The sequence below is a fragment of the Shewanella sp. SG41-4 genome (genome assembly GCF_014164505.1).
Lineage (GTDB): Bacteria > Pseudomonadota > Gammaproteobacteria > Enterobacterales > Shewanellaceae > Shewanella.
On the sequence record NZ_JACJFI010000033.1, the window covers coordinates 1 to 26,392 of the forward strand.

Sequence of the window (26,392 nt, forward strand, 5' to 3'; positions counted from 1 at the left end):
AGATAAGATAGCAGTCAGCGCACGAGTTTATCGAGTCATTGAGCTAACATCGGCAAACTTTTCATCCATGTATCAAGATGTGGCCCACAATAGACCGACTGAAATAAACGAGATAAATGGTTATATTTGCCAGCAAGCCAAGATACATCATTTGAACGTGCCCAATAATCAATATCTCGTCGACAAGGTTTTACAACTGAGTAAATCTTGAATGCGATGGTATCCTCGCTTCAGCTCAATTTAAATGATGGGGTAGTCAGTCCAAATCAGAATATCTGGACTGAACATTACTTGCTACTGGATTTAGCTCCACATGACCAAAACAGCTGCTATCGCGATTAATATCAAACCCGCTACATCGTTAATTTTAACTTTATCTTTAAGCCAAAATGCGGCAATCATCAGGGTAAAAAACACCTCTATCTGGCCTAGTGTTTTGACATAAGGCACGGCCTGTAACGACATTGCGCTAAACCAACCAATTGAACCGATACAGCTGGTGATACTAATTGATAAGGTTAATGTTGGTCGTTGCCACAACGCCGCTAAAGTCGATTTATCTTTTGCCAGCAAATAACCAATAAGCACTATTGTTTGTAAACCAATAACCCACAGTAATACCCATGCCGCACGGTGCGTAAACGGCCCTTGTAAAGATAAACTAGCTTCGCGTACCCATAGGGAAGTCAACGCAAAGGAGCTGCCACATGCAAGCCCTAGCAAAACTGTTTTAACGGATAGCTGCTTAAAACCTTGCTTACTGCTTAACAACATTACCGCTAAGCCGCCGATAACAACGCCAATCCAGCCTAATGTTGATAATTGAGTGCCGAAAAATAGCATCCCAAGTATTGCTGCTACCAAGGCTTCACTTTTAGCCAGCCCAGCACCAATCGCAAAGTTTTGCATTTTAAACAGTTTAACCATCAAGCCTGTTGCTAGGATTTGCATCGATGATGCACCAATCACAAAGCCCCAAAAGGTCCCCGTAAATTCAGGTAATGAACTAGGTTGATATTGATGTAGACCATATAGGTAACACGCTGCAATGGGACCCGCCCAAATGAATCGAGCTAAAGTAACACCTGCAACACTCACTTCTTTACTGAGTTTGCTTTGAAATGCATTGCGCCACGCCTGCATAAACGCAGCGAGGAAGGTAAACATAATCCACATAATTAACTATTGCTCTTTACATAAAAAAGCCCTGAAACTTGGTAAAAAGTCAGGGCTTATACAAGGGCAATTAGATTACTGTTTACGGCCATTAAAAGACACTGATTAGTGCCTAATTGATTAAAAATCAACTTGCCGATGTTTCAGTCATTCAATGCCATTAATGGCTTACTTGCTGGTATCAATAAACTCAAAAGATTTAACCAATTCATCAACCGCTTTCATCTGGGTTAAGTATTTCTCTAATAAATGCAGTGGTAGCGCACATGGACCATCGCATTTTGCATTATCAGGATCGGGATGAGCTTCAATAAATAAGCCAGCTAAACCTAATGCCATGCCACTACGAGCAAGCTCAGTGGCTTGTGCACGACGTCCACCAGCAGAATCAGCTCGTCCACCAGGGCGTTGCAGTGCATGGGTAGCATCAAAAATTACCGGATAACCTGTTTGCTTCATTTCGTCCATGCCCAGCATGTCAACAACAAGGTTGTTGTAACCAAAGCTACTACCACGTTCACATAAAATGATGTTGTCATTACCGGCTTCGTTAAACTTGGTAATGATGTGACGCATTTCATGCGGCGCTAAAAATTGCGGTTTTTTCACATTGATCACAGCGCCGGTTTTCGCCATTGCTACAACAAGATCAGTTTGACGCGCTAAGAATGCAGGCAATTGAATAATATCGACAACTTCTGCCACTGGCGCACACTGATGAATTTCATGCACATCGGTGATCATCGGTACGTTAAAAGTTGATTTTATTTCTTCAAAAATACGTAACCCTTCTTCCATACCAGGACCGCGGTATGAGTTAACCGATGAACGGTTCGCTTTATCAAAAGACGCTTTAAACACATATGGGATCCCAAGCTTCTGGGTAACTTCCACATAATGTTCCGCTATCGACATCGCTAAATCACGCGATTCAAGTACATTCATACCGCCAAATAACACGAACGGTTTATCGTTAGCGACTTGAACGTTATTAGATAACTGAATAATTTTTTGATCCATTTGATCCTCTTAGCGCATTACACTGCGACAATTTGTAATAACTGACCACATAGCCATGCCATGTAAGTACCTAATGCATAGCCAAATACTGCCAATAACACCCCTACTGGCGCTAATGCTGGATGGAATGCTGCTGCCACCACTGGCGCCGATGCAGCTCCGCCCACGTTTGCCTGGCTGCCCACTGCCATATAAAACAATGGCGCTTTAATCAGTTTAGCAACCAATAACATTAATCCTGCATGCACTAACATCCACACAATACCGATTAAGAAATAAATCGGCGTATCCATGACTTTAGAAACATCCATATGTAAACCAATGGTCGCGACTAAAATATATAAAAATGCCGAGGCGATTTTAGATGCGCCTGATGCTTCAAGATGACGTACAGGACTAAACGAAAGTCCTAAACCGATAGTGGTCACAATTACCACTAACCAGAAGAATTTAGAGGTTAAACTGTAATCTTCGGTCCATGGATAGTTGGCTTCGAAGAAGGGCCCTAAGAAATCTGCCGCAAAATGGGCAAAACCTGTCACTCCAAATCCTACAGCCACAATTAACATGATGTCTCGAAGCGAAGGAATACGCGAATTTTCAGCGTGGTACTTTTCAACTTTCTCTTTTAGTGCTTCAATTGCCGTGGTATCGGCTCCGGTTCTGGCATCAATCTCTTTGGCTTTTGATGCCATAAACAGAAGCACCGCCATCCAGATATTGGCCACAATGACATCGACTGTCACCATCACTGAGAATATCTCACCGCCGACTTCATAAATCTCTTTCATTGCGGCTTGATTAGCGCCCCCACCAATCCAACTTCCCGCTAAGGTTGTCATACCGCGCCATACAGCATCAGGACCATTACCACCGAGCAGTGATGGATCAATCATTGATACGCTTAATAATGCAATCGGTCCGCCAATAACAATACCCAGCGTGCCGGTTAAAAACATAATCACCGCTTTAGGGCCTAAACTTAGAATGGCTTTTAAATCGACACTTAAAATCAATAACACTAAACACGCAGGCAATAAATACCGCGAAGCAACAAAATACAGTTGTGACGCATGACCATCAATCACGCCAAAGGTGTTTAATAATGAGGGTAAGAAATAGCACAGTAATAATGCTGGGATGTATTTATAGAATTTTTGCCAAAATGGATGGGTTGATGAACTGGTGTAAAAAACAAAACCTAGAATAACGGCGAGTATACCGAGTGCGGTGGCATCATTGCTCACCATTGCTGACGTTGTCATGCAGTGTTCTCCCTTACAAATACATTATATTTTTAGTTGTTATTGTGATTTTTATTGCGAAAACCAATGGTGATTTCAATCGCATGGTTTCGCAGCAGAGCTTTTTAAAATGTGCTTGCTGGCGCCCGACTTGCGAATTAAAGCCGCTTTGAGTTAACCCAAAGCAGCCTGTCCGGCAGGTAATATCACATAATTAATGATAAACCTGCATATGTTGACTGAGTTCCTTTAATTGAATCTTAACCAGTTCAATCACCGGATCATGCGGACTCAAATCGATAAAGTGTTGTAAATCAGACATGGCCACATTAATACAACCTAATTGCTGAGCAATAAACGCTCGCTCGCGATTAAGATGCACATCGTCTGGGTGCCACTGTAATAATAAATTACAGCATTCCATTGCCTGTTCAAATTTATGACTGACAATACAACCTGCTTTTAACTCATGTAACATGCGGCTAATTAATCGTTTTAGGGTGGCTGTTTTTAGATGACTCGGCTTTAATTTAGCCGAATTACCCAGTTCACCGCGCACAAATGCATGCAACTGATGACGGCTAAGCTCTTTACCTGTAAGCGGATCATGGTACTTAACAACATCATTCACTTGGCTTTTTAATACCGTATTTCCAGGTAATAAAACCGCCTCGAGTGTTAAATCGAGTTGCTTAGCCAGTAAAATTAATAATATTGATAACGTAGTGCTGTTACCTTGACGCTTTAACACGCAATAGCTTAAATCTGCCGCCTCAACACTAAAATAGTCGTCGCGAGCACAAAAACCTAAATCATTGTAAAACCACTTAAACAGACCTTCAAGCCGTGCTTGTTGGTCAACAACATAGTGACTCAATACCGAACCAGCCATTTCATACCATGCCCACATAGCAGGTTTTGAGGTTGAAAAGCCGAGATGTTCAGCGAGTTCAAATGCAGTTTCAGGTATCGAAACTGCATCATCAAGATGATATTTTGCCATTAAAAACCAATTAACCCATGAATACGACTTGTTTAAAATGAGCCAGTTTGGCCGCTAACACTACCCAACCTATTGCACCGAAAAAAGCAAAAAACTTAAACAACTTATTACGGTTAGATTTAAGTGCCATGATGCCTAAAGCAATGTAAGCAACAACACAGATGATTTTTTCTGTCATCCATGGATCAACAAAAGGATATTGTTTGATCATAAAGCATAGGGTCAATCCTGACAGTAACAAAAAGGTATCAATGACATGTGGTGCCACTTTAACAAACTTTTTTTCCATAATAGGAGACTGGCGTAAATGCAAAACAAAACGCACGATAAAAAAGATAACACTCATGCCAACTAACATCATGTGAGTATGCTTTACCGCGGGATATAAACTGTAAAATGTTTCCATTAATTAAGTCTCATTAAAAAGGTAAAAATAAATGGCGGCTAGTTTACTCTATCAACCAGCCACATACCAATATTGCGATTAGTGCTTTTTTACTTAGAAGGGAAACACCTAGTAAGACAGGATTATCATTCAGCCCATTGTCCTAACGTACAGCGATCATTACTGCCAAAGTCTCGTACAGTGGCGACATTTTGATAACCCAGTTCAATCAGTTTTTCACGGACTTTGATTGCCTGCTCATAGCCATGTTCAAGCAATAAGTAACCACCGGGAAGTAAATGAGCTCGTGCTTGCTCAGCAATGTAATACAAATCAGCATAGCCTTCATTGCCTGCAGTGAGTGCACTTTGCGGTTCAAAGCGAACATCACCTAGATGCAGATGCTCATCGGCTTCATCGATGTAAGGAGGATTAGACACAATTAAATCAAAATCGCGCTGTTCTACCGCAGAAAACCAGTCTGATTGAATAATTTCCACATCGGGTAAATCAAGATTGCCGCGATTAGCTTTGGCAAGTTCGACAGCTTCAGGTACTTTATCAATGGCAGTAATTCGCCATTTAGGTCGTTCAGACGCTAAAGCTAATGCTATTGCCCCCGTTCCGGTACCTAAATCCAAAACCCTGGCATTATGACGCACTGATAAGTTCAGCGCAGTCTCAACTAAAATTTCAGTATCAGCCCGTGGAATAAGGGTTGAGTCATTTACAATAAAGGGTAACGACCAAAACTCTCGCTCCCCAATAATATGCGCTACTGGAGTACCATTTTGACGTTTAGCGATCATATGGCTGTAAGCTTTAAACTGCTCACTGGTCAACTGTCGCTCAGGCCAAGTATATAAAAAACTGCGGTTTTTATTCAAGCAATGCAATAGCAATGCCTCTGCATCTACATGGGCAGATTCAGAGGTAGCAGCTAATTGAGAATAAGCCCATTGCAGGGCTTCAGCAATTGTTGAATACGAAGACTGAGTCAAGATTACTCCTTAATCGTCAGCTAACGCTGCAAGCATATCTGCTTGATGTTCTAGCATGATAGGGTCAAGCAAGGCATTTAAATCGCCTTCCATGATTTCATTCAAGCGATATAGCGTTAAATTGATACGATGATCACTTACGCGACCTTGTGGGTAATTGTACGTTCTAATACGTTCAGAACGATCACCACTGGCCACTAAACTACGACGTGTTGTTTCTTCAGCACTACGTCTTTTTTCATCTTCAACAGCTTGAATACGCGCAGCTAGCACACTCATCGCTTGGGCACGGTTTTTATGTTGTGAACGTTGATCCTGGCACTCGACAATAATGCCAGATGGAATATGGGTAATACGAATAGCTGAGTCAGTTTTGTTAACATGCTGACCACCCGCACCAGATGCGCGGAATGTATCGACTTTTAAATCGGCAGCATTGATAGAAATAGCTTCAGCCTCTGGCACTTCATGCAATACCACAACAGTACAAGCTGAAGTATGCACACGGCCTTGAGATTCAGTTTCAGGTACACGTTGAACACGATGTCCGCCTGACTCAAACTTTAATTTACCGTAAGCACCGTCACCACTGATTTTAACAATGATTTCTTTAAAGCCACCATGTTCGCCTTCATTGACGTTCATGATTTCCATTTGCCAGCGGTTGGCTTCACAGTAACGTGAATACATACGGTATAAGTCACCAGCAAAAATAGCGGCTTCATCACCACCAGCACCAGCACGAATTTCAAGAAACGCGTTAGTGTCATCGTTAGGGTCTGTCGGCAATAGTAGAACTTGTAGTTCATCTTCAAGTTTTTCTAACGCTTGTTTTGACTGTTTATACTCTTCTTGCGCCATTTCGCGCATTTCAAGATCGTCTTCTTCAAGCATCTCTTTTGCGTAGTCGAAATCTTTTTGGGCCTGTTGGAATTCAGTAAAACCTTTTACCACATCCTCAAGTTGAGAATATTCTTTTGATAATCCACGAAAACGGTCTTGGTCCGAAATCACGGTAGCATCACTGAGTAACGCTAATACTTCTTCATTACGCTCGAGCAAGCCTTCAAGCTTGCGGATAACGGATTCTTTCATTTAGCTCGCTAACCTTAGTTTTTATCTAAACCAAGCGCAGTTCTTAATTGGCCTAACGTATTCAAATCACCTTGACGGCTTGCTGAAGTGAGCGCTTGTGTAGGTGAATGTATCAAACGATTGGTCAGCCTATTGGCTAACTCAAGTATCACTTGTTCACTATCACTGCCTTGCGATAATTTATTCAAGGCACGTTCAACTAATTCATCTTTAATAGCCAAGCTCTGGCTGCGATATTCTCGAATACTGTCGACTGACTCTAAAGACCTAATCCACTCCATAAATATGTGTGATTGATCTTCAGTAATTAATTCTGCTTGCTCGGCGGCTTCTTTACGTGAAGCCATGTTCTGTTCAATTATGCTATGCAGATCGTCTACAGTATAAAGGAATGCGTCGTCTAACTCACCGACTTCTGCTTCAATATCTCTTGGAACTGCAATATCCACCAACAACATAGGTTGGTGACGACGCTGTTTTAGCGCTTTTTCAACCATGCCTTTACCTAAAATGGGCAAAGGGCTGGCGGTAGAGGATATCACGATATCGGCTTTAGCGAGAAAATCTGGTATTTGTTCTAGAGTAATGGCGGTCGCATTAAACTCTTCACACATGGCTTGAGCACGTTCAATAGTGCGGTTTGCCACCACCATAGAAGCAACACCATTATCTTTAAGGTGCTTGGCAACTAGTTCGATGGTTTCTCCAGCACCAATGAGTAACACCTTTGTGGTGCTCAATGATGAGAAAATATGTTTGGCCATGCTGACAGCGGCAAAAGCAACAGAAACAGCTGCGGCACCGATTTCAGTGTCAGTACGCACTTTTTTAGCGACAGAAAAAGTATTTTGAAATAAACGGTCGATGGTTAATGCGATAGTGCCCGCCTCTTTGGCTTTCACAAACGCTTGTTTGACCTGTCCCAAAATTTGCGGCTCGCCAAGCACCAGAGAATCTAAACCCGATGCTACCCGCATTAAATGTTTGACGGCTACTTGTTCTTCATAAGCATAAATACACGGCATTAAATCGCTATGATCTAAACCATGATAATCCTCTAACCATTCAATAATGTCTTCCTTTTCAGCATTATTGCAATATAGCTCAGTACGGTTACAGGTAGACACAATAACAGCCTCACCCGTGCGGGTGCGACTGGCCAAGCTTTTCATGGCATCATGAATGCGGTCTGGAGAGAAAGCGACTTTTTCACGCAAATCTACCGTGGCGGTTTTATGGTTTATCCCGATTATTACTAGGCTCATTAGACGGTATCAAGTTCTTTTCGGTGACGTTAATTAGGCTATTCTACTGAATTGGACCAACTAAAAACACAATTGGCTTAACAAAACCGAATAAATGTCTAAATTTTTATTTATTGATCACATATCTATTGTGCAAACCATTACATTAATATCACATTAATTTTGGCAAAAGCATTTTTACATAATGGCTTAAGCCCAGTATCATAAGAACATCTTAAGCAACTGTTAGGCAATCCATTGCGTTTATCTGCATCTTTATTCCATTTAGCCCTCATTACCGTTTTGCTTGCGTTAGCCGGTTGTAGTGTCACTCCATCTGAAGATTTTATCGCTACAGATGTGACTAATGCGGCTCAAGCCAAAGCTTGGGAACTTCAAGGCAAAATTGCCGTTAAGACATCAGAAGACAAATTCAGCACCAATTTGTATTGGCTGCACCAACCTAAAGCAAATGATTTGCGTTTAACGACGGTATTAGGCACTACAGTATTAACCCTTAAAACAAATCAAGGTATGGCGACGCTTGAAGTTGACGGCAAAACCTATCGCGACAGTAATGCGCAAGATTTACTGACAGGTATTAGTGGATGGTCAATCCCGCTTGACAGCCTTCCTTTATGGATCACCGGTCAAATTGGCAGCAATGATAAAATTGTCAGCTATAATCCTGATGGCACAATTAAACAATTAATCAGTCACGACCCACAAGCCAATTGGGTAGTCAGCTTTATCAGTTGGCAACAACAAAGCGGTGCCCTTGTGCCTAAGTTGTTGATGATAACCCGTGAAGATATGCAAATAAAAATTCAAACTAATCAATGGACAGCAGTAGCAGCCAAAACAAAATAGCGTTAAATATACAGTGCTGGCTAATCAACAAGGTAGTGAACAAAACATGACATCGACGAACTCACGCAAATCAGCGGTATCCAAAAGTTGGCCTGCTCCAGCAAAATTGAATTTATTTTTGCATGTTACTGGCCAACGAGCCGATGGCTATCACGAACTTCAAACGCTATTTCAATTTATTGACCATTGTGATTACCTTGATTTTCATATAACTGACTCACCGGATTTAATTCTTCATTCTACGATGTCTGATTCTGTCGCTGACAGCGATAACTTAATTCTTAAAGCCGCAAAGTCACTCAAGCGTTACACCCAATATGCAGGTGGCGCGCATATTTGGTTAGATAAATTGTTACCTATGGGTGGTGGCTTAGGCGGTGGTTCATCCGATGCGGCAACCACATTAGTCGCTCTAAATGCCCTCTGGAAAACCAATATACCAACCAGTAAACTGGCTGAAATAGGGTTGACCCTTGGTGCGGATGTCCCTGTTTTTATTAACGGTTTATCCGCGTTTGCCGAAGGTGTGGGTGATAAGTTAATCACAGTACAACCCAATGAGTTATGGTACCTAGTCATTGTGCCCGATGTACATGTATCAACAATGGATATCTTTCAACATCCGGATTTGACGCGCAACACACCTAAATTAGATATAAGTAGCCTAATGACTCAACAATGGAGTAACGATTGCCAAAAACTGGTTACAACTAAGCACCCTCAAGTTGCCAATGCCTTGGGCTGGCTGGTAGAATATGCGCCGTCTAGAATGACCGGAACGGGTGCATGCGTGTTCGGGGAATTCACACATTCGCAACAAGCTCTTGACGCTTTAGCCAAATTACCGGCTAATATGCGGGGTTTTGTCGCAAAGGGGATGAACAAGTCGCCATTACTAATACGGCTTGAGCAACTCTAAAAAATTAATTTCTTCTGGGTCAGTTTTGAGTGACAACACGTAAAATTGGTCTAGCCTTTAATAGTAAAGCAAACACCTGAGGTTCATAAAGTGCCCGACATCAAGCTCTTTGCTGGTAACGCTACCCCAAATCTAGCCGCAAAAATAGCAGAACGTTTATTTTGCAAACTTGGCGACGCAGTTGTAGGCCGTTTCAGCGACGGTGAAATCAGTGTTCAAATAAACGAGAATGTACGTGGTGCGGATGTGTTCATCATCCAATCTACATGCGCACCAACTAACGATAACCTCATGGAGCTTATTGTAATGGTTGACGCGCTTCGTCGTGCATCAGCGGGTCGTATTACTGCCGTTATTCCGTACTTTGGTTATGCTCGTCAAGATCGCCGTGTACGTAGTGCACGTGTACCAATTACCGCAAAAGTCGTTGCAGACTTCTTGTCAAGCGTAGGCGTTGACCGCGTATTGACTTGTGACTTACATGCTGAGCAAATTCAAGGTTTCTTTGATGTGCCTGTTGATAACGTGTTTGGTAGCCCAGTGTTGCTTGAAGACATGTTAGCAAAGAAATTAGACAATCCTGTTGTTGTATCTCCTGACATCGGCGGTGTAGTTCGTGCTCGTGCAATTGCCAAACTATTAGATGATACTGATCTTGCTATTATTGATAAGCGTCGCCCACAAGCCAACGTAGCTCAAGTAATGCATATTATTGGTGATGTTCAAGGCCGTGATTGCATTATCGTTGATGACATGATCGACACTGGTGGCACTTTATGTAAAGCTGCTGAAGCATTAAAAGAACATGGTGCTAACCGTGTTTTCGCTTATGCTACTCACCCTGTATTCTCAGGTAATGCCGCTGAAAATATTGCTAATTCTGTTATAGATGAAGTGATTGTGACAGACACTGTACCATTAAGCCCTGAAATGCTAAAAGTGGCAAAAGTGACTCAACTCACTATGTCTGCATTATTAGCTGAAGCTATTCGTCGCGTTAGCAACGAAGAGTCAATCTCTGCGATGTTCCGCCACTAATCACCTTTAGTGAGTGAAATAAAAAACGCACTCGTGAGAGTGCGTTTTTGTTTGTTGTTATCACCAAAACCCTAATATAAGGTGGGGAAAAAAGCCAGTATTGAATGGCTGACCTCCGCACTGTATCAGTCAAAGCATCCCGCAACGTTTATTCATCCTAATCACAATGTCTTTATTGATTTAATCAATGACGCCACTTCATCGATATGGCACATATGCTATCAAATAAAGAATCAAATTTGTTTAAGCCGTCATGTCTTGCATGACTACACCTGATTTATGCTGATTCTGTGAATGTGTTGCGTAGAATGATTGTTGAGTGTGTAAAAAAGTATTGCCCGCTGTGATACCGGTTTGATAATCATGGCGTAAGTCCATATCTGTGCTGCCTAATAATTTGCTTTGAAGATTGTCAGCAGAAAAAATTTGAATGATCTCTAAATCATCTGGTGGATTGGCGATAAACGCGAGCTCTTTTTCGTAAGCATGTTCATGCTGAACCAAGTAATCTATGGTTTTGGGGCAATAGCCTGACACACAAATCCAAGACTTTAGTTTATGCACCCAAGCAGACTGAGAATGAAAATCGGCATTAACAGTGCGAATAACCACGATTTTGCGTGCACCACGACGATATGCTTCACGAACCGGTAACGGCGCAGCCAATCCACCGTCAAGGTAGAAATCTGCTTGAGGGTAAACATCTTCTGCATGAATTTGATTAGCTGCACTGGCGGTTAACCAGGGCGCGATTTTAACCCCTTGCTTATATAAAAAGGGTAATGCACTCGAGGCTTTAAGTAATTCGCACCAGTGCTCGTTATCACCATTAGGGCGTAAGAAATAGCCTTGTCGATCACGTGAATTAGTTGCGGTGATCAATAACTCGCGTTGTCCCAATGATTTTGCTGCCGCTGTATAGTCTAAGGCAAAACGACCTTGAGTCGTATTATCAAAGTACCAATCCAAATCGACAATATTCCCTCCGATTAATCCTCTGCCCAGTTGGTAAAACCGCTTATGTCGTGATAATCCGCGGATTAACCGCTTGGCATAGCCCTTCTGGCGAGATAAAAAACTTGTGAGATTTTGTGAACCAGCAGAAGTGCCTATGAATAAATCGAAGGGATCAAAATCATTATCTAGCCACGCATCTAATACACCAGCGGTAAATATTCCTCGCTGACCACCGCCTTCAGCAACAAGTGCCATTTTGGAGCGTGATGCTTCATAAGGGTTGGTTAACGGTGTTGGTGTTAGGACGTTCATGATAAGCCTTTCTAAAAATATTCACTGCATAAGGCAAGTCTAAACAACAGTAAGTAAAATAGATAACCGATAGAATCAATCACGTTGATAGGAAAAGACTATTGATGCATAACCACAATTCAGGTTAAGAGATAGAGTCAGTAAGCCAAAACCAAAAATACTTGACCTATTTAATATCAAACGTTTGATTTGCTTGCTAACAGCCGCTTTGACGTATCAAGAGCTAGCCTATTACAAATTAATGCAACGCAGTTAGTTAGCGAGGCAAAGGATTGTTTGATACCGTTCATATACCGAGTTGAGGTTAAATAATACCTACCACATTAAGTATCTGCTCATTCAGAGTAAGTTGATAGCACATGGTGTAAGGCTAAGGGGTGATTTTCATTGAACGATATCCACATCAACAGGCTTGAATCGACTCAGCAATGTTTTTTACAAAAAGCACACAGCAAAAAGCCCGTCTATAAGACGGGCTTTTTGGAATTTGGCTGGGATACAAGGATTCGAACCTTGGAATGCTGAGATCAAAACCCAGTGCCTTACCGCTTGGCGATATCCCAATTGTATCTTTATACAGATATGAAAATCAATTCTGACTAAAATTTGATGGTACGGGAAGAGAGACTTGAACTCTCACACCTCGCGGCACCAGAACCTAAATCTGGCGTGTCTACCAATTTCACCATTCCCGCATCAAATTTTAACTTAGAGTATACTCTTTTTATTTCAGAGTAAACTTTTGGCTTTACTAGCTAACGTAAGTACAACTCACTCTACCCAGTAAATATGGTAGCAATGGCGGGACTTGAACCTGCGACCCCAGCATTATGAGTGCTGTGCTCTAACCAGCTGAGCTACATTGCCAAAGATGGCTGGGATACAAGGATTCGAACCTTGGAATGCTGAGATCAAAACCCAGTGCCTTACCGCTTGGCGATATCCCAATAATCTTGTCTAACTTTATAAATGGCTGGGATACAAGGATTCGAACCTTGGAATGCTGAGATCAAAACCCAGTGCCTTACCGCTTGGCGATATCCCAATCAAACTTTTTAAAACATTCGCCTGAGCCAACATTTTGAATATATGGTACGGAAGGAGAGACTTGAACTCTCACACCTTGCGGCACCAGAACCTAAATCTGGCGTGTCTACCAATTCCACCACTCCCGCACAACACTCTAGTTTAACATCTTGAGCAGATGGGTAAGAAATATATGGTAGCAATAGCGGGACTTGAACCTGCGACCCCAGCATTATGAGTGCTGTGCTCTAACCAGCTGAGCTATATTGCCACTATTTCTTGCTGTCCCTCTTGGTGAGGAACGGGGCGTATTATGCTTATTCAGGTTATCTAGGTCAACTGGTTTTTTTCGCTATTTTCATCAATTCGACTTGTTCGGCTATAACTTCACCAAACTGAATGCCGAATCGACAAAATAAACCCAATTAACTCACCTTAAACACCTTTACGCCCCATTTTAGTTTCTAATTAACGTAAGTAACATTTATACGTTAAATAAGAAATGCATTACATCGCCATCTTTAACGATGTATGTTTTACCTTCTACACGTAATTTACCAGCATCTTTCGCGCCAGCTTCACCTTTGTAGGTAATAAAATCATCATACGCCATAACCTGCGCACGAATAAAACCACGTTCAAAATCAGTGTGAATTACGCCAGCAGCTTGTGGGGCTGATGCGCCCACAGGTACAGTCCATGCACGCACTTCTTTTACGCCGGCTGTAAAGTAAGTTTGCAGATTTAATAATTCATAACCCGCACGAATAACGCGATCTAAGCCTGACTCTTCTAAACCTAAGTCAGCCATAAATTCGTCACGTTCATCCGCTTCCATTTCTGCTAATTCAGACTCGATCGCAGCACAAACAGGTACCACGACTGCGTTTTCTGTTGCTGCAATGGCACGAACAACATCAAGATGAGGGTTATTTTCAAAACCATCTTCAGCAACGTTAGCAATGTACATGGTTGGTTTTAGAGTTAAGAAGTTCAGATATGCTACTGCAGCTAACTCTTCTTTGGTCAACTCTAATGAACGCAGCATTTTAGCTTCATTAAGAAGTGGACGCATTTTTTCAAGTACAGCTATTTCAAATTTCGCATCACCGTCACCGCCTTTGGCACGTTTGGCTTGACGAAAAATAGCGCGTTCACATGCGTCTAAATCAGCTAGAGCTAACTCAGTATTAATGACTTCAATATCGCCAGCCGGATCAATTTTGTTAGCCACGTGAACAATGTTTGGATCTTCAAAACAACGTACTACGTGTCCAATAGCATCGGTTTCACGAATGTTAGCTAAAAACTTGTTACCTAGGCCTTCACCTTTCGATGCACCAGCCACTAAACCAGCAATGTCAACGAATTCCATAGAAGTCGGTAAAATGCGTTGAGGTTTAACAATTGCCGCTAACGAGTCAAGACGTGCGTCTGGTACTGGTACCACACCCGTGTTTGGCTCAATAGTACAAAACGGAAAGTTTGCCGCTTCAATACCCGCTTGTGTTAACGCATTGAACAGCGTTGACTTACCTACGTTTGGCAGACCAACTATGCCGCATTTAAAACCCATATTCTTACCTTTATATATGTAGAATTATCCTATTGGATAATGATGTCGAAAGGGTGCTAAAACAAAATTAGCTTGGCTTATTCTGCTTTGAACGAATGTAATCTATGCATAGCTTTCGCCATGTCTTGGTTAAATAAAATCTCTGTTGAACGAACGGCTTCATCAATCGCAGCATTTATTCGTTCTTGGTCTATTGCTGGTGCCCTGCCCAGTACATAGCCACTGACTTTATTTTTATCGCCAGGATGACCAATGCCAATGCGCAAGCGATAAAAGTTTTTGTCGTTACCTAAACTGGCAATAATGTCTTTTAAGCCATTATGACCGCCATGGCCACCGCCTAACTTGAATTTAGCCACACCAGGGTCCATGTCTAGCTCATCATGAGCTACCAAGATTTCTTCAGGCAAAATGCGGAAAAAATTGGCTAGTGCGGCAACAGACTTACCACTTAAATTCATGTAGGTTGTCGGGATCAATAAACGAACATCTCTGCCATGCAAAGTTGCACGGGCAGTGACACCAAAATATTTACTCTCTGCAACCAAAGGGGCATTACATATACGCGCTAATTCTTGCACGTACCATGCACCGGCATTATGGCGAGTTTGTGCGTATTCAGCACCCGGATTTGCCAACCCGACAATCAATTTAATGTTACTCATCACAACCTAGTCAGTTTATTAGCGGACAATGTCGCTAAATGCCTTCATGGAGGACATCAAAATACACATGATGCAAAACGCGGCATTTTATACCAATTTTACTCATAATGTAATCATTCAAAACGACTCATGCTTCACTGTAGATTACACTTTATAAAAGACATGTTTGTTCGATAATAAGCCCAGCCAACAAACCGACCACTTGACCATAAGACAGTTTAATTCAGCCCAAGCGCGTACTTCAAAACTTTACGTTTTAGCGGGGAATCGATATTTGCTAGTTTTAAGATGCCATTGCGCAGTAATTTTAATGGCAATAAATCGTTACTAAAACCAGCATAAAAAGCATCCATTGCAGTCATCATTAGTTGATTATCATAATATCGTGCTTGCTGATAATGCTTTAATACATCTGGGTGCCACCAGATGTCACCGCTGCCAATAGCATTGGCAATTTGGGCCACCAGCACATCAACATCTTTAAAACCAATATTCACGCCTTGACCTGCTAATGGATTAATCGTGTGAGCAGCATCGCCAATAATAACCAGATTGTCTTGGTAATATTGTTGTGCATGGCGCCGAGTTAATGAAAAGCTACCGCGATTTTCAACCGTAAAATCAGGATCTAATCTCGACGGAAAATGCTGTCTAATTTGCTCAGCAAGTTGTAGATCATTAAGTTGAGACAATTGTTTAATTCTATTGGCATCGTCATACCACACTAAAGAAGCATGATTACCAGGAAGCGGCAGCAAACTTCTAGGCCCAGCAGGAGTAAATTGCTGCCAGGTAACTGATTGCTGCGGCGTTTGAGTACTAATATTAATTAACATCGCCGATTGGGCGTAATCCCAACCTGTCACCCCAATACCAGCCCATTGACGCACTTGTGAATTAGCCCCATCAGCACCAATAAGTAATTTTGTAGAAAGTGTATTGCCATTATCCAGCAACATCTCGACTTGGTGACAGTCTCTTAAACGAGAATACTGCATCACTTTAGCTGGGCATAATAAGGTAATATTGTCCATTTTATGGATTTGTTGCCATAGGCTTAATTGAATTAAACGGTTTTCAAAAAAATAACCTAAGTGCGACTGGCCAACTTGTTCGGCGCTAAATGCAGTAATGCAGCCATCGAGTTCCCATGTTTCTAAACCAGTATAAGGAGCATGGCGCATGGTTAGCAGATCATCCATAACACCAAGGCGTGTTAACAATCGCTCTGATGCCACACTAATTGCCGATACTCTTACATCCAAAGGCTGTAGAGGATCATAAGGTTGTGGTTGATGAGATTCAATCACTGCGACATTAAGCCCTAACTGAGCTAATCCAATTGCTGCAGCGGCACCAACCATTCCGCCGCCAACAACGACAACATCATAATGAGTAGCTTTTGCAGAGGTATTTGTTGATGTGAATGAAGCATCTTGCATTGTGTTTACATCCATAAATAGTAAGAAGGATTTCTGTATAATATGACAGTGAATGGAGGGTAATATGTCTAAAATAGCTAAAGCATGGTCAAAAGTTGCTAAAAGGCTTTTACCAAAACCAGCTTACAATGAATCAAAATCTATCAACGATTCTATATACTGTTACAGTCTCATCAATTGATCTACTTTAGGTAATAAAGAGGAGACATAATGAACGTCACTATCAATTTATACGCCATCACATTCGCGACGGCTTGATTACCACGATAGTTTGATTGCAACAGTTTTTGAATACCACAATCATAAATTGCTTATTAGTACTGTCGACTATTATCTCAGCCAATCATCCTAAAAATAACCTAATCACTCATGTAGCAACAAACATAAATCTAATTGAAACCATTACGGTGATATATCGTAATACGTTCAATTATGCCCTATATCATCAAAGCACGAAAATGTTGCTCAGTTTTAATCGTGATTAAAGCTAGCGTTATGTCATTTTAGTCCAGAAATAAAATCGCCAAATCGACACGAAATTTGATTTTTACTAACAACAATCGATCACGTTTAACTCAAACGATAAATCATTACTACTTACAAGGCTATTATAAAGTTTACATTCAAATGCGTGAAACTTGCACTAGTACTAGCCAGACAGCATTACAACAGGTAAAATGACGCGCTATTTTTACTGTGATTTACCGGCGAGCACTGATGAGTAAAAAACTTCATATTAAAACCTGGGGCTGTCAAATGAATGAGTATGACTCATCAAAGATGGCTGATTTATTAGACGACTATCAAGGGTATACCTTGACCGATGATGCAAGCGAAGCAGATGTTCTGCTGCTTAATACTTGCTCTATTCGTGAAAAAGCACAGGAGAAGGTGTTCCATCAGCTAGGGCGCTGGAAATCTTTAAAAGATAAAAATCCTAATTTAATTATTGGGGTTGGTGGTTGTGTTGCCTCGCAAGAAGGTAAAGCAATTAAAGATCGCGCTCAATGCGTTGATATTATCTTTGGTCCACAAACATTGCATCGCTTACCTGAGATGATTGAACAAATTCAACGTGGCGAAAAAGCCGTGATTGATATCAGCTTCCCAGAAATTGAGAAATTCGATCGTCTTCCAGAACCTCGCGCTGACGGTCCAACTGCTTTCGTATCTATTATGGAAGGTTGCAGTAAATACTGTTCTTTCTGCGTGGTGCCTTACACCCGTGGTGAAGAAGTCAGCCGTCCGTTAGATGACGTTATTCTTGAAGTGGCTCAATTAGCTGCTCAAGGTGTACGTGAAGTCAATTTATTAGGTCAAAACGTTAACGCATATCGCGGTGCTACTCATGATGATGAGATATGTACCTTTGCGGAATTGTTGCGTCTAGTGGCCTCAATTGACGGTATTGACCGTCTGCGTTTTACCACCAGCCACCCAATTGAATTTACCCAAGACATTATTGATGTGTATGAAGACACACCTGAATTGGTGAGCTTCCTGCATTTACCGGTGCAATCTGGTTCTGATCGTATTTTGACCCAAATGAAACGCGGTCACATGGCGATTGAATATAAGTCGATTATTCGTCGTTTGCGTAAAGCACGTCCAGATATCCAAATCAGCTCAGATTTTATTATTGGTTTCCCTGGTGAATCTAAAGACGATTTCGCTGACACCATGAAACTAATCGAAGATGTCGCGTTTGACCACAGCTTTAGCTTTATCTACAGCGCTCGCCCAGGCACACCAGCAGCAGATTTGCCTGATGATGTTAGCGACGAAGAAAAGAAGCAGCGTTTAGCCATTTTACAAGACCGAATTACGCAGCAAGCAATGCGTTATAGCCGTCAAATGCTGGGCACTGTTCAACGTATTTTAGTTGAAGGTCCTTCAGTAAAAAATCCAATGGAACTTCGCGGTCGAACTGAAAACAGCCGTGTGGTTAACTTTGAAGCCGCACACACTCATATCGGCAGTTTCGTTGATGTGAAAATTGTTGATGTTTATACCAACTCATTACGCGGCGAATTTGTCCGTGGTGAAGATGAAATGGATTTACGTCGCAGTTTAGGTCCGGCTGAAATTATGGCTAAACACAAGCAAGATGACGCATTAGGTGTTACCCACTTTAAGCCGTAATTCATGTTTGTTGTTTAAGATAGTATTAAAGGCGGCTTGTCCGCCTTTAATTTTGCCTAAAATTAGTCATATTATGGTAATTCGATACAGAGACTCGTAAACTGTCATTATTACTACATGGCATTTTAACGCTATTATTTTGTTGTCCAAGACCAAAAACCTGGAGCCTTATTTGACCACTAAAGTCACCACCATGAATTTGTATCTAGAACCTTCAGATACTCGCCGCCTCGTGTCATTATGTGGCCCATTTGATGACAACATCAAACAACTCGAACGCCGATTAGGTGTTGAGATTATTCATAAAGATAACCATTTCACTATTGTTGGGCTGCCACGTAATGCGCTTAATGCCAATAACTTGTTGCGTCAGTTATACATTGAAACCCAAACAGTAAAAGGCAGCACGCCTGACTTAGAGCCTGAAGTGGTGCATTTAGCTATTCAAGAAGCCATTAACCTTGAAGCACAGCAAGACTCAGACGACAGTAGCATCCATATAAAAACTAAGCGTGGCGTGATTAAGCCTCGTACACCGAATCAAAGTGTGTACATGCATAATATCACCCGTCACGACATCAGCTTTGGTATTGGCCCCGCTGGTACAGGTAAAACTTATCTTGCTGTTGCGGCGGCGGTTGATGCCTATGAGCGACAAGAAGTACGTCGTATTCTATTAACTCGTCCTGCTGTTGAAGCCGGCGAGAAACTCGGTTTTTTACCGGGCGATTTAAGCCAAAAAGTCGATCCCTATTTACGCCCACTTTATGATGCCCTATTTGAGATGATGGGTTTTGAGAAAGTGGAGAAACTCATTGAACGCGGCGTAATTGAAGTCGCCCCGCTCGCTTACATGCGCGGCCGTACACTCAATGATGCTTTCATTATTTTAGATGAAGCCCAAAACACCACGGTTGAACAAATGAAAATGTTCTTAACCCGTATTGGATTTAATTCTCGTGCGGTGATCACTGGCGACATTACTCAAATAGATTTACCTCGTAGCCAAAAATCTGGCCTGCGTCACGCCATTGAAGTACTCAGTGAAGTCTCTGAGATAAGCTTTAACTTCTTCATTGCCAAAGATGTGGTCCGCCACCCTGTTGTAGCTCGTATTGTTGAAGCGTATGAAGCATTCGAGCAACAAGAGCAAATCCAAAAAGCCATCAAAGAACAAGCTTATCGCGAACGTGAACAAAAACGTCAGCTAATTGATAAAGAGGAAAGTGCTCAATGAGCCAGCAAGAGATATTATTAGATCTCGACCTGCAAATTGCAGTCGATAATCCGCGGTTACCAACCCAAGCAGAGTTTGAAACTTGGGTTCGAACCGCCATTGGTCAAACAATGCCAGTAGCAGAGCTAACCATTCGTATTGTTGACATTGCCGAGAGTCAGCAGCTCAATTCCACATATCGCGGCAAAGACAAACCGACCAACGTATTGTCGTTCCCATTCGAAGCACCGCCTGAAGTTGAATTGCCATTGTTGGGTGACCTCGTTATCTGCGCGCCGGTGGTGGAACAAGAAGCAATTGAGCAAAATAAACCGCTAAACGCACACTGGGCACACATGGTCATACACGGTAGCTTGCATTTGCTGGGCTATGACCATATTATCGACGAAGAAGCCGATGAGATGGAGTCATTAGAGACCCAACTTGTTGAAGGCTTAGGTTTTGACAATCCCTATAAGGAAGCATAAATAAGCAAGGTATATCTTATAGATAATCCTGTTTAGGTAAATATTATGAGTGACGATATCCCCCCGAGTACAAACGCCCACAAGAAGAGCTGGTTCGATAAAATTAACCAATTATTTCAGGGCGAACCTCAAAATCGCGAAGATTTGGTTGATGTCATAGCAGGTGCAGAAATGCGTGACCTCATCACCGAAGATACTCGCGAAATGATTAAAGGTGTATTAGAGGTTTCCGACCTTCGAGTGCGCGACATTATGATCCCAAGATCGCAAATTGTTACCATTCAAATAGATTCAACCGTCGATGAGTTTTTAGAAATCGTCATGGATTCAGGTCACTCTCGCTTCCCTGTTGTTAATGAAGATAAAGATCATATTGAAGGCATTTTACTGGCTAAAGATTTGATCAAATATGGTTTTAAGCAATCTGATGAACCTTTAACTCTTGCCCAAGTGATTCGACCTGCCGTGGTCGTACCCGAAAGTAAAAGAGTCGATGTACTACTCAAAGAATTCCGCTCACAGCGCTACCATATGGCCATTGTTGTCGACGAATATGGTGGGGTGTCAGGCCTAGTCACTATTGAAGATATTCTCGAAGAAATTGTCGGGGAAATTGAAGATGAGTTTGACCACAATTCGGTTGAAGATACCGAAATTAAAAAGCTCAGTAACACTGTCTTTATGGTAAAAGCGCTCACTGAAATTGAAGATTTCAATGAAGCCTGTGGTACCAATTTCAGTGATGAAGAGTTCGACACTGTCGGTGGTATGGTATCGCATGCATTTGGCCATTTACCTGAACGTAATGAAAGCATTATCATCAACAATATCGAGTTCAAAGTCATTAACGCTGATAACCGCCGCTTGGTGCAACTTCGTGTTAAACTCCCTGACCCAAATATTAGTGAAGAACTCGACGACTAAATCGTGCTAAAAACTCAACCTCCACGCTCTTCTTTGAGTATTGTTCGTCTGGTGACGGCATTTATTGCTGGCGCCAGTACGGCATTATCGTTTGCGCCTTATGAAATTTGGGCCATATTCCCTTTAGCATTGAGTTTTGCCCTATGGCAGAGTCATACATTAACTGCCAAGCAAAGTTTATATTACTGGCTTAGTTTCGGTTTTGGCTGCTTTGCCATTGGCATTAGTTGGGTGCATGTCAGTATTGACACCTTCGGCGGCATGCCGATTTTTGTGTCGATAACCTTAATGGCGATACTGGCACTGTATCTGGCGATTTATCCCGCCATAGCGGGATATTTACTCAGCAAGTTATCTCGCACATCTAAGCACACCTTGAATCCTTATTTAACCTATCTAGGGCTATTCCCAGCGTTGTGGGTGCTAACTGAATGGTTAAGGGGATGGGTACTAACAGGTTTCCCTTGGATTTGGGCTGGCTACAGCCAAACATTAGGGCCGCTTAGTGAATTTGCCAGCTTTATTGGTGCGTTAGGACTGAGCTTTGTGGTGGCTTTGGTTGCAGGCTCACTGATGCTGTTAACACAAAAGCGCGTGTTCCCAGTGTTAATCATATTACCCATTCTGGCATTAAGCGCTTGGGCTGCACCACAACTCAACCCAATATCAGCCAGTGGTAAAACAGTTAAAGTGGCATTAGTGCAAGGGAATATCCCTCAAAGCATGAAGTGGGAGCCAGATGCGTTGTGGCCTACCATGCTTAAATACATGGATCTGACCCGTGAGCAGTTTGATGATGCCTTTAGCGTCGATATCGTTATTTGGCCAGAAGCTGCCATTCCTGCACCAGAAGCCATGGTGGAAGACTTTTTATTGAATGCCAATCAAGTCGCCAATATGAATAACACGGCGATTATTACTGGCATTATTAGCCACCAGCAAAAAGATTTTTATAACTCATTAATCGTGCTAGGTAATCATCATCAGAAGCAGCAACAAAGTGCTGATTATATTGCCGGTGGCACAAATGAGTTTAAAAAACATCACTTATTGCCCATTGGTGAATTCGTACCATTAGGTGATTTATTGCGTCCTATTGCCCCGTTTTTTAATTTACCGATGTCATCATTCCAACGAGGTGACTACACTCAGCCGAATTTAATGGCACTGGGTTACCATGTAGCGCCAGCTATTTGTTACGAAATTGCCTTTCCAGAGCAAGTAAGAGCAAGTGTTACCAATGACACCGATATGCTGCTAACAGTATCAAACGATGCTTGGTTTGGTGCATCTAACGGACCATTACAGCACATGGAAATAGCCCAAATGCGGGCCATTGAAATGGGTAAACCATTACTGCGTGGTACCAATAATGGTATTACTGCAGTCGTTAATCCGCACGGACGAATTACCGATGCCATCCCGCAGTTTGAAACCGGGGTGTTAGTAACCAATGTTGCACTTTATCAAGGTGAAACCTGGTTTAGAAAAATAGGTCAATTCCCCTTGCTGATACTGTGCGGTTTATTAGTGTTATTGGGTGTCAGAAACGTCTTACGTAAATAACAGGACTATTTAATGCCACCATCAATTCGACTCAAAACACTGGTTGCCTCAAAAGGATTTACCTTAATAGAGTTGGTTGTGGTCATCGTTATTCTTGGTATTTTAGCGCTGATTGCAGCGCCTAAGTTTATTGGCTTGAGTACTGAAGTAAGACAAAGCACTTTAGCCGGTCTTATGGGCAGCATTAAAACTGCCAATACTCTAGTATATGCCCGTTCAAAAATGACGAGTTTACACGTGCAGGCTGTCATAAACCGCGATGACTTAATCGATATTGATATCGACAACGACGGTGTATTTGAAACTCGGTTAAAATGGGGTTATTTAGACAACACTGACATCGAGAAATGGATTATTGTGGACAACGCTTTTACCATCCAATATCAAGGAATTGCTGTTACTTATATCGGATACGATAAAGATGATAATGGCCAGGTCATCAATGACAATTGTTACTTCTCTTACACTCAAGCAGCAAATGCAGATACAGCCCCTGAATATAAAACAGTAGTCAGTGGTTGCTAATCTAAAATCATCTTTAATACATGTAGATGTTTAAAATAAGCTTTCAATATAAAACTAAGCTTAAGCTTGCTTCGTAATGACCTCAATAAATGACGATTGGTGGAGATTACGATGCAACTATCTGAAATAAAATTAGCCATATCCGAACAAACTAAACATCCGACGATAATTTGTTATGCCGACTCAAATCATTATTTGCTCGGTGTTGGAGATCTGCTAGGAAATTTTTACGGTGTTCGTGATAAAACGGGGAAACAGCTGAGTCTACACTCTATCAAACAAGCTGAAGTATTATTGAAACAACAAGGTATTGATTACGCCATGATAGAAATCCAGACGGCTTATGATGAAATGATCGGTAACAGCATTGCAAGTCACTACCATTACCGAATAGAGTTTTAAGCATTCAGCTAACGGATTATGGTGTTAACGGCTCCCGCGAAAACTCATTGTAATCACATTTTGGGCAATCGGGGATCACCCCAGGAAAATCGATTTGCATTTGGTGACCACACTTATTACAGGTCAGCTTACCTTGATTAATAATTTCTCCAGACTTATAAACACCATAATGTTTAAAATCTTGTAAAAGCTCATGCCACTCCACTTGGCTACGATCAGTTATTTCGCTCAACCACTGCCATAATGTATTCTCAATCCCAATTACCATCGGACTAAAACTCAAATTATCGGCATTTTCCTCATTTAAGAAGGCTGCAATGTCACGCTTTAAAAATTCTTCTACTAAAGCGAGCTCTTCTTCATCTGCATGAGATTTAAGTTTTAGATACTCTTTACCCTGGGTCACTGACTTGAACAAACTTTTAGCTGTCAATGAGTTATCTTGCTCAAACGTGGTTTTCACCTGTTCGAATAGTGACTGATATAAGGCTAATAGCGCTGAACTTTTTCCACTCATAAGTAATACTCCTTAATACGCACCTTTTTAATAGATCACTTCTGGTTTATTCTATGCAGTTATAAATCTCGCTGCTGAGCGTTAGATCAAACAATGGGCGGCATGGCCGGAAATAGATTGATGCAAGAGCTATATAATCCCTCAGAAATTGAAGCCTTAGTGCAAAAGCACTGGCACGAACATAAAACCTTTGAAGTTACTGAAGATGAAAGCAAAGAGAAATTCTATTGTCTTTCAATGTTTCCGTATCCATCAGGTCGTCTTCACATGGGCCACGTCCGTAACTACACAATAGGCGATGTAGTGGCACGATATCAACGTTTGCAAGGTAAAAATGTTTTGCAACCGATTGGTTGGGACTCATTTGGTCTGCCTGCAGAAAATGCAGCGATCAATAATAAGACCTCACCGGCACCGTGGACATACGAAAATATCGACTACATGAAGAACCAACTCAAGCTATTGGGCTTTGGTTATGACTGGAGTCGTGAAATTGCTACCTGTACCCCTGAGTACTATCGTTGGGAACAATGGTTCTTCACGCAGTTGTATGCCAAAGGTTTAGTGTATAAAAAAACCTCATCAGTAAACTGGTGTCCAAACGATGAAACCGTACTCGCAAACGAGCAAGTACAAGATGGTTGTTGCTGGCGCTGTGATACTGAAGTGATTCAGAAAGAAATTCCTCAGTGGTTTATTAAAATCACTGATTACGCTGAAGAATTGCTTAACGACATCGACACGTTAGATGGCTGGCCTGAACAGGTTAAAGCCATGCAGCGTAACTGGATTGGCCGTAGTGAAGGCATTGAAATGACCTTTGCCGTTGCTGACAGTGATGCATCGTTTGATATCTACACCACGCGTCCAGATACCTTAATGGGTGTGACTTATGTTGCTATCGCGGCAGGTCATCCTTTAGCTGAACAGTCTGCGTTGAATAACCCTGAATTAGCCGCATTTTTAGAAGAATGTAAAAATGCTGATACCACTGAAGCTGCGATGGCTTCAATGGAGAAGAAAGGCGTAGCAACAGGCTTACAAGCTATTCATCCTATTAGCGGAAAATTAGTACCTATTTGGGTTGCTAACTTTGTATTGATGAATTACGGCACTGGTGCGGTAATGTCAGTACCCGCTCATGATCAACGTGATTATGAATTTGCGACTAAATACCAGCTTGCGATTGAAGCAGTCATTAAGCCTTTAGATGGCGAAGTAGACGTCAGTAAAGAAGCGTACACAGAAAAAGGCATCGTATTTAATTCTGGAGATACTTTCCAAGAGCTTGACGGTTTAGATTTCCAAGCGGCTTTTGAAGCCATTGATGCTCGATTAACTGCAGAAGGTAAAGGCAAACGCCAAGTCAATTATCGTTTACGCGACTTGGGTGTTTCTCGTCAGCGTTACTGGGGTGCTCCTATCCCGATGGTGACCCTCGCCGATGGTACTGTTTTGCCAACGCCTGAAGATCAACTGCCAGTTATTTTGCCAGAAGATGTGGTGATGGACGGTATTCAAAGTCCAATTAAAGCCGATAAGGCTTGGGCCGAAACCACCGTTAACGGTCAGCCAGCAACACGCGAAACAGATACCTTTGATACCTTTATGGAATCATCTTGGTACTACGCACGTTACT

The 26,392-nt window shown here is 41.9% G+C and carries 25 protein-coding genes and 7 tRNA genes; 12 read left to right on the forward strand and 20 right to left on the reverse strand.

Going from position 1 to position 26,392, the window contains the following annotated elements; all coding sequences use genetic code 11:
• A partial coding sequence (locus H5202_RS05255) for a ketopantoate reductase C-terminal domain-containing protein (RefSeq protein ID WP_272490467.1) occupies nucleotides 1–211 on the forward strand: 211 nt, incomplete at its 5' end.
• Between the two features lie 92 nt (nucleotides 212–303).
• On the opposite strand, the gene H5202_RS05260 is transcribed toward H5202_RS05255, so the two are convergent.
• From H5202_RS05260 to hemA, 8 genes are all read right to left on the reverse strand, one after another.
• The gene (locus H5202_RS05260) at nucleotides 304–1,176 is read right to left on the reverse strand and encodes a DMT family transporter (RefSeq protein ID WP_182771135.1); all 873 of its coding nucleotides are present in this window, start codon (nucleotides 1,174–1,176) and stop codon (nucleotides 304–306) included.
• 168 nt (nucleotides 1,177–1,344) lie between these two features.
• Complete coding sequence (kdsA, locus tag H5202_RS05265; RefSeq protein ID WP_011636211.1) at nucleotides 1,345–2,196, reverse strand: 3-deoxy-8-phosphooctulonate synthase; 852 nt, start codon at nucleotides 2,194–2,196, stop codon at nucleotides 1,345–1,347.
• Between the two features lie 17 nt (nucleotides 2,197–2,213).
• Nucleotides 2,214–3,461: a DUF819 family protein gene (locus H5202_RS05270; protein WP_011636210.1), complete on the reverse strand. Its 1,248-nt coding sequence runs from the start codon at nucleotides 3,459–3,461 to the stop codon at nucleotides 2,214–2,216.
• A gap of 193 nt (nucleotides 3,462–3,654) precedes the next feature.
• Nucleotides 3,655–4,443 carry a transglutaminase family protein gene (locus tag H5202_RS05275; protein ID WP_182771136.1) on the reverse strand — a complete coding sequence of 263 codons (789 nt, stop codon included), beginning with the start codon at nucleotides 4,441–4,443 and terminating at the stop codon, nucleotides 3,655–3,657.
• A gap of 10 nt (nucleotides 4,444–4,453) precedes the next feature.
• On the reverse strand, nucleotides 4,454–4,849 hold the full coding sequence (locus H5202_RS05280; protein WP_182771137.1) for a SirB2 family protein: 396 nt from the start codon (nucleotides 4,847–4,849) through the stop codon (nucleotides 4,454–4,456).
• Nucleotides 4,850–4,974: 125 nt separating this feature from the next.
• Nucleotides 4,975–5,829 carry a peptide chain release factor N(5)-glutamine methyltransferase gene (gene prmC / locus H5202_RS05285; RefSeq protein WP_182771138.1) on the reverse strand — a complete coding sequence of 285 codons (855 nt, stop codon included), beginning with the start codon at nucleotides 5,827–5,829 and terminating at the stop codon, nucleotides 4,975–4,977.
• A 9-nt stretch (nucleotides 5,830–5,838) separates the two neighbouring features.
• Nucleotides 5,839–6,924: a peptide chain release factor 1 gene (prfA, locus tag H5202_RS05290; RefSeq protein WP_182771139.1), complete on the reverse strand. Its 1,086-nt coding sequence runs from the start codon at nucleotides 6,922–6,924 to the stop codon at nucleotides 5,839–5,841.
• Between the two features lie 14 nt (nucleotides 6,925–6,938).
• Nucleotides 6,939–8,189, reverse strand: a complete 1,251-nt coding sequence (gene hemA, locus H5202_RS05295; RefSeq protein ID WP_182771140.1) for a glutamyl-tRNA reductase — start codon at nucleotides 8,187–8,189, stop codon at nucleotides 6,939–6,941.
• A gap of 237 nt (nucleotides 8,190–8,426) precedes the next feature.
• Between hemA and lolB the strand changes: the two genes are divergently transcribed.
• From lolB to H5202_RS05310, 3 genes are all read left to right on the forward strand, one after another.
• On the forward strand, nucleotides 8,427–9,038 hold the full coding sequence (gene lolB, locus H5202_RS05300) for a lipoprotein insertase outer membrane protein LolB (RefSeq protein ID WP_182771141.1): 612 nt from the start codon (nucleotides 8,427–8,429) through the stop codon (nucleotides 9,036–9,038).
• Between the two features lie 46 nt (nucleotides 9,039–9,084).
• On the forward strand, nucleotides 9,085–9,957 hold the full coding sequence (ispE, locus tag H5202_RS05305) for a 4-(cytidine 5'-diphospho)-2-C-methyl-D-erythritol kinase (protein WP_182771142.1): 873 nt from the start codon (nucleotides 9,085–9,087) through the stop codon (nucleotides 9,955–9,957).
• 90 nt (nucleotides 9,958–10,047) lie between these two features.
• Nucleotides 10,048–10,995, forward strand: a complete 948-nt coding sequence (locus H5202_RS05310; protein WP_182771143.1) for a ribose-phosphate diphosphokinase — start codon at nucleotides 10,048–10,050, stop codon at nucleotides 10,993–10,995.
• 243 nt (nucleotides 10,996–11,238) lie between these two features.
• Here H5202_RS05310 and H5202_RS05315 read toward each other — a convergent pair whose 3' ends face one another.
• The 11 genes from H5202_RS05315 to H5202_RS05365 all read right to left on the reverse strand — a co-directional run bounded on the left by H5202_RS05315 (nucleotide 11,239) and on the right by H5202_RS05365 (nucleotide 16,973).
• A complete protein-coding gene (locus tag H5202_RS05315; protein WP_182771144.1) occupies nucleotides 11,239–12,264 on the reverse strand; it encodes a patatin-like phospholipase family protein in 1,026 nt (341 codons plus the stop codon).
• Between the two features lie 488 nt (nucleotides 12,265–12,752).
• Nucleotides 12,753–12,827: transfer RNA gene (locus H5202_RS05320), tRNA-Gln, on the reverse strand.
• Nucleotides 12,828–12,874: 47 nt separating this feature from the next.
• A tRNA-Leu gene (locus tag H5202_RS05325) sits at nucleotides 12,875–12,959 on the reverse strand.
• A 95-nt stretch (nucleotides 12,960–13,054) separates the two neighbouring features.
• Nucleotides 13,055–13,131, reverse strand: a tRNA-Met gene (locus tag H5202_RS05330).
• Nucleotides 13,132–13,136: 5 nt separating this feature from the next.
• A tRNA-Gln gene (locus H5202_RS05335) sits at nucleotides 13,137–13,211 on the reverse strand.
• 23 nt (nucleotides 13,212–13,234) lie between these two features.
• Nucleotides 13,235–13,309: transfer RNA gene (locus H5202_RS05340), tRNA-Gln, on the reverse strand.
• A 45-nt stretch (nucleotides 13,310–13,354) separates the two neighbouring features.
• Nucleotides 13,355–13,439, reverse strand: a tRNA-Leu gene (locus H5202_RS05345).
• Between the two features lie 45 nt (nucleotides 13,440–13,484).
• Nucleotides 13,485–13,561, reverse strand: a tRNA-Met gene (locus tag H5202_RS05350).
• A 213-nt stretch (nucleotides 13,562–13,774) separates the two neighbouring features.
• Entirely contained in the window at nucleotides 13,775–14,866 is a 1,092-nt protein-coding gene (ychF, locus tag H5202_RS05355; protein ID WP_182771145.1) for a redox-regulated ATPase YchF, read from the reverse strand.
• A gap of 77 nt (nucleotides 14,867–14,943) precedes the next feature.
• Nucleotides 14,944–15,531, reverse strand: a complete 588-nt coding sequence (gene pth, locus H5202_RS05360; RefSeq protein ID WP_182771146.1) for an aminoacyl-tRNA hydrolase — start codon at nucleotides 15,529–15,531, stop codon at nucleotides 14,944–14,946.
• Nucleotides 15,532–15,749: 218 nt separating this feature from the next.
• Nucleotides 15,750–16,973: an FAD-dependent oxidoreductase gene (locus H5202_RS05365; RefSeq protein ID WP_182771147.1), complete on the reverse strand. Its 1,224-nt coding sequence runs from the start codon at nucleotides 16,971–16,973 to the stop codon at nucleotides 15,750–15,752.
• 717 nt (nucleotides 16,974–17,690) lie between these two features.
• On the opposite strand from H5202_RS05365, the gene miaB reads away from it, so the two are divergent.
• The 7 genes from miaB to H5202_RS05400 all read left to right on the forward strand — a co-directional run bounded on the left by miaB (nucleotide 17,691) and on the right by H5202_RS05400 (nucleotide 24,236).
• Nucleotides 17,691–19,115 carry a tRNA (N6-isopentenyl adenosine(37)-C2)-methylthiotransferase MiaB gene (miaB, locus tag H5202_RS05370; protein ID WP_182771148.1) on the forward strand — a complete coding sequence of 475 codons (1,425 nt, stop codon included), beginning with the start codon at nucleotides 17,691–17,693 and terminating at the stop codon, nucleotides 19,113–19,115.
• Nucleotides 19,116–19,287: 172 nt separating this feature from the next.
• Nucleotides 19,288–20,352, forward strand: coding sequence for a PhoH family protein (locus H5202_RS05375; protein WP_182771149.1), 1,065 nt, complete (start codon nucleotides 19,288–19,290; stop codon nucleotides 20,350–20,352).
• Nucleotides 20,349–20,819, forward strand: a complete 471-nt coding sequence (gene ybeY, locus H5202_RS05380) for an rRNA maturation RNase YbeY (protein WP_182771150.1) — start codon at nucleotides 20,349–20,351, stop codon at nucleotides 20,817–20,819. Before H5202_RS05375 ends, ybeY begins: the two co-directional genes overlap by 4 nt.
• 45 nt (nucleotides 20,820–20,864) lie before the next feature.
• Entirely contained in the window at nucleotides 20,865–21,743 is an 879-nt protein-coding gene (gene corC / locus H5202_RS05385; protein WP_182771151.1) for a CNNM family magnesium/cobalt transport protein CorC, read from the forward strand.
• A 3-nt stretch (nucleotides 21,744–21,746) separates the two neighbouring features.
• On the forward strand, nucleotides 21,747–23,309 hold the full coding sequence (gene lnt, locus H5202_RS05390) for an apolipoprotein N-acyltransferase (protein WP_182771152.1): 1,563 nt from the start codon (nucleotides 21,747–21,749) through the stop codon (nucleotides 23,307–23,309).
• 12 nt (nucleotides 23,310–23,321) lie between these two features.
• Nucleotides 23,322–23,834, forward strand: coding sequence for a type II secretion system protein (locus H5202_RS05395; RefSeq protein ID WP_182771153.1), 513 nt, complete (start codon nucleotides 23,322–23,324; stop codon nucleotides 23,832–23,834).
• A gap of 111 nt (nucleotides 23,835–23,945) precedes the next feature.
• Entirely contained in the window at nucleotides 23,946–24,236 is a 291-nt protein-coding gene (locus tag H5202_RS05400; protein WP_220493771.1) for a DUF6482 family protein, read from the forward strand.
• A gap of 16 nt (nucleotides 24,237–24,252) precedes the next feature.
• On the opposite strand, the gene H5202_RS05405 is transcribed toward H5202_RS05400, so the two are convergent.
• The gene (locus tag H5202_RS05405; RefSeq protein WP_182771155.1) at nucleotides 24,253–24,753 is read right to left on the reverse strand and encodes a zinc ribbon-containing protein; all 501 of its coding nucleotides are present in this window, start codon (nucleotides 24,751–24,753) and stop codon (nucleotides 24,253–24,255) included.
• A 120-nt stretch (nucleotides 24,754–24,873) separates the two neighbouring features.
• Here H5202_RS05405 and leuS point away from each other — a divergent pair.
• Nucleotides 24,874–26,392, forward strand: a 1,519-nt coding sequence (gene leuS, locus H5202_RS05410) for a leucine--tRNA ligase (protein WP_182771156.1), incomplete at its 3' end; no start/stop codon positions are given.

Coding starts and splice junctions, on each gene's coding strand:
- corC (WP_182771151.1), top strand. CDS start 20,865: ATGAGTGACGATATCCCCCCGAGTACAAACGCCCACAAGAAGAGCTGG.
- miaB (WP_182771148.1), top strand. CDS start 17,691: ATGAGTAAAAAACTTCATATTAAAACCTGGGGCTGTCAAATGAATGAG.
- H5202_RS05400 (WP_220493771.1), top strand. CDS start 23,946: ATGCAACTATCTGAAATAAAATTAGCCATATCCGAACAAACTAAACAT.
- ispE (WP_182771142.1), top strand. CDS start 9,085: ATGACATCGACGAACTCACGCAAATCAGCGGTATCCAAAAGTTGGCCT.
- H5202_RS05270 (WP_011636210.1), bottom strand. CDS start 3,461: ATGACAACGTCAGCAATGGTGAGCAATGATGCCACCGCACTCGGTATA.
- prfA (WP_182771139.1), bottom strand. CDS start 6,924: ATGAAAGAATCCGTTATCCGCAAGCTTGAAGGCTTGCTCGAGCGTAAT.
- H5202_RS05405 (WP_182771155.1), bottom strand. CDS start 24,753: ATGAGTGGAAAAAGTTCAGCGCTATTAGCCTTATATCAGTCACTATTC.
- kdsA (WP_011636211.1), bottom strand. CDS start 2,196: ATGGATCAAAAAATTATTCAGTTATCTAATAACGTTCAAGTCGCTAAC.
- H5202_RS05365 (WP_182771147.1), bottom strand. CDS start 16,973: ATGCAAGATGCTTCATTCACATCAACAAATACCTCTGCAAAAGCTACT.
- H5202_RS05260 (WP_182771135.1), bottom strand. CDS start 1,176: ATGTGGATTATGTTTACCTTCCTCGCTGCGTTTATGCAGGCGTGGCGC.
- ychF (WP_182771145.1), bottom strand. CDS start 14,866: ATGGGTTTTAAATGCGGCATAGTTGGTCTGCCAAACGTAGGTAAGTCA.
- ybeY (WP_182771150.1), top strand. CDS start 20,349: ATGAGCCAGCAAGAGATATTATTAGATCTCGACCTGCAAATTGCAGTC.
- H5202_RS05280 (WP_182771137.1), bottom strand. CDS start 4,849: ATGGAAACATTTTACAGTTTATATCCCGCGGTAAAGCATACTCACATG.
- H5202_RS05275 (WP_182771136.1), bottom strand. CDS start 4,443: ATGGCAAAATATCATCTTGATGATGCAGTTTCGATACCTGAAACTGCA.
- H5202_RS05395 (WP_182771153.1), top strand. CDS start 23,322: ATGCCACCATCAATTCGACTCAAAACACTGGTTGCCTCAAAAGGATTT.
- hemA (WP_182771140.1), bottom strand. CDS start 8,189: ATGAGCCTAGTAATAATCGGGATAAACCATAAAACCGCCACGGTAGAT.
- pth (WP_182771146.1), bottom strand. CDS start 15,531: ATGAGTAACATTAAATTGATTGTCGGGTTGGCAAATCCGGGTGCTGAA.
- H5202_RS05315 (WP_182771144.1), bottom strand. CDS start 12,264: ATGAACGTCCTAACACCAACACCGTTAACCAACCCTTATGAAGCATCA.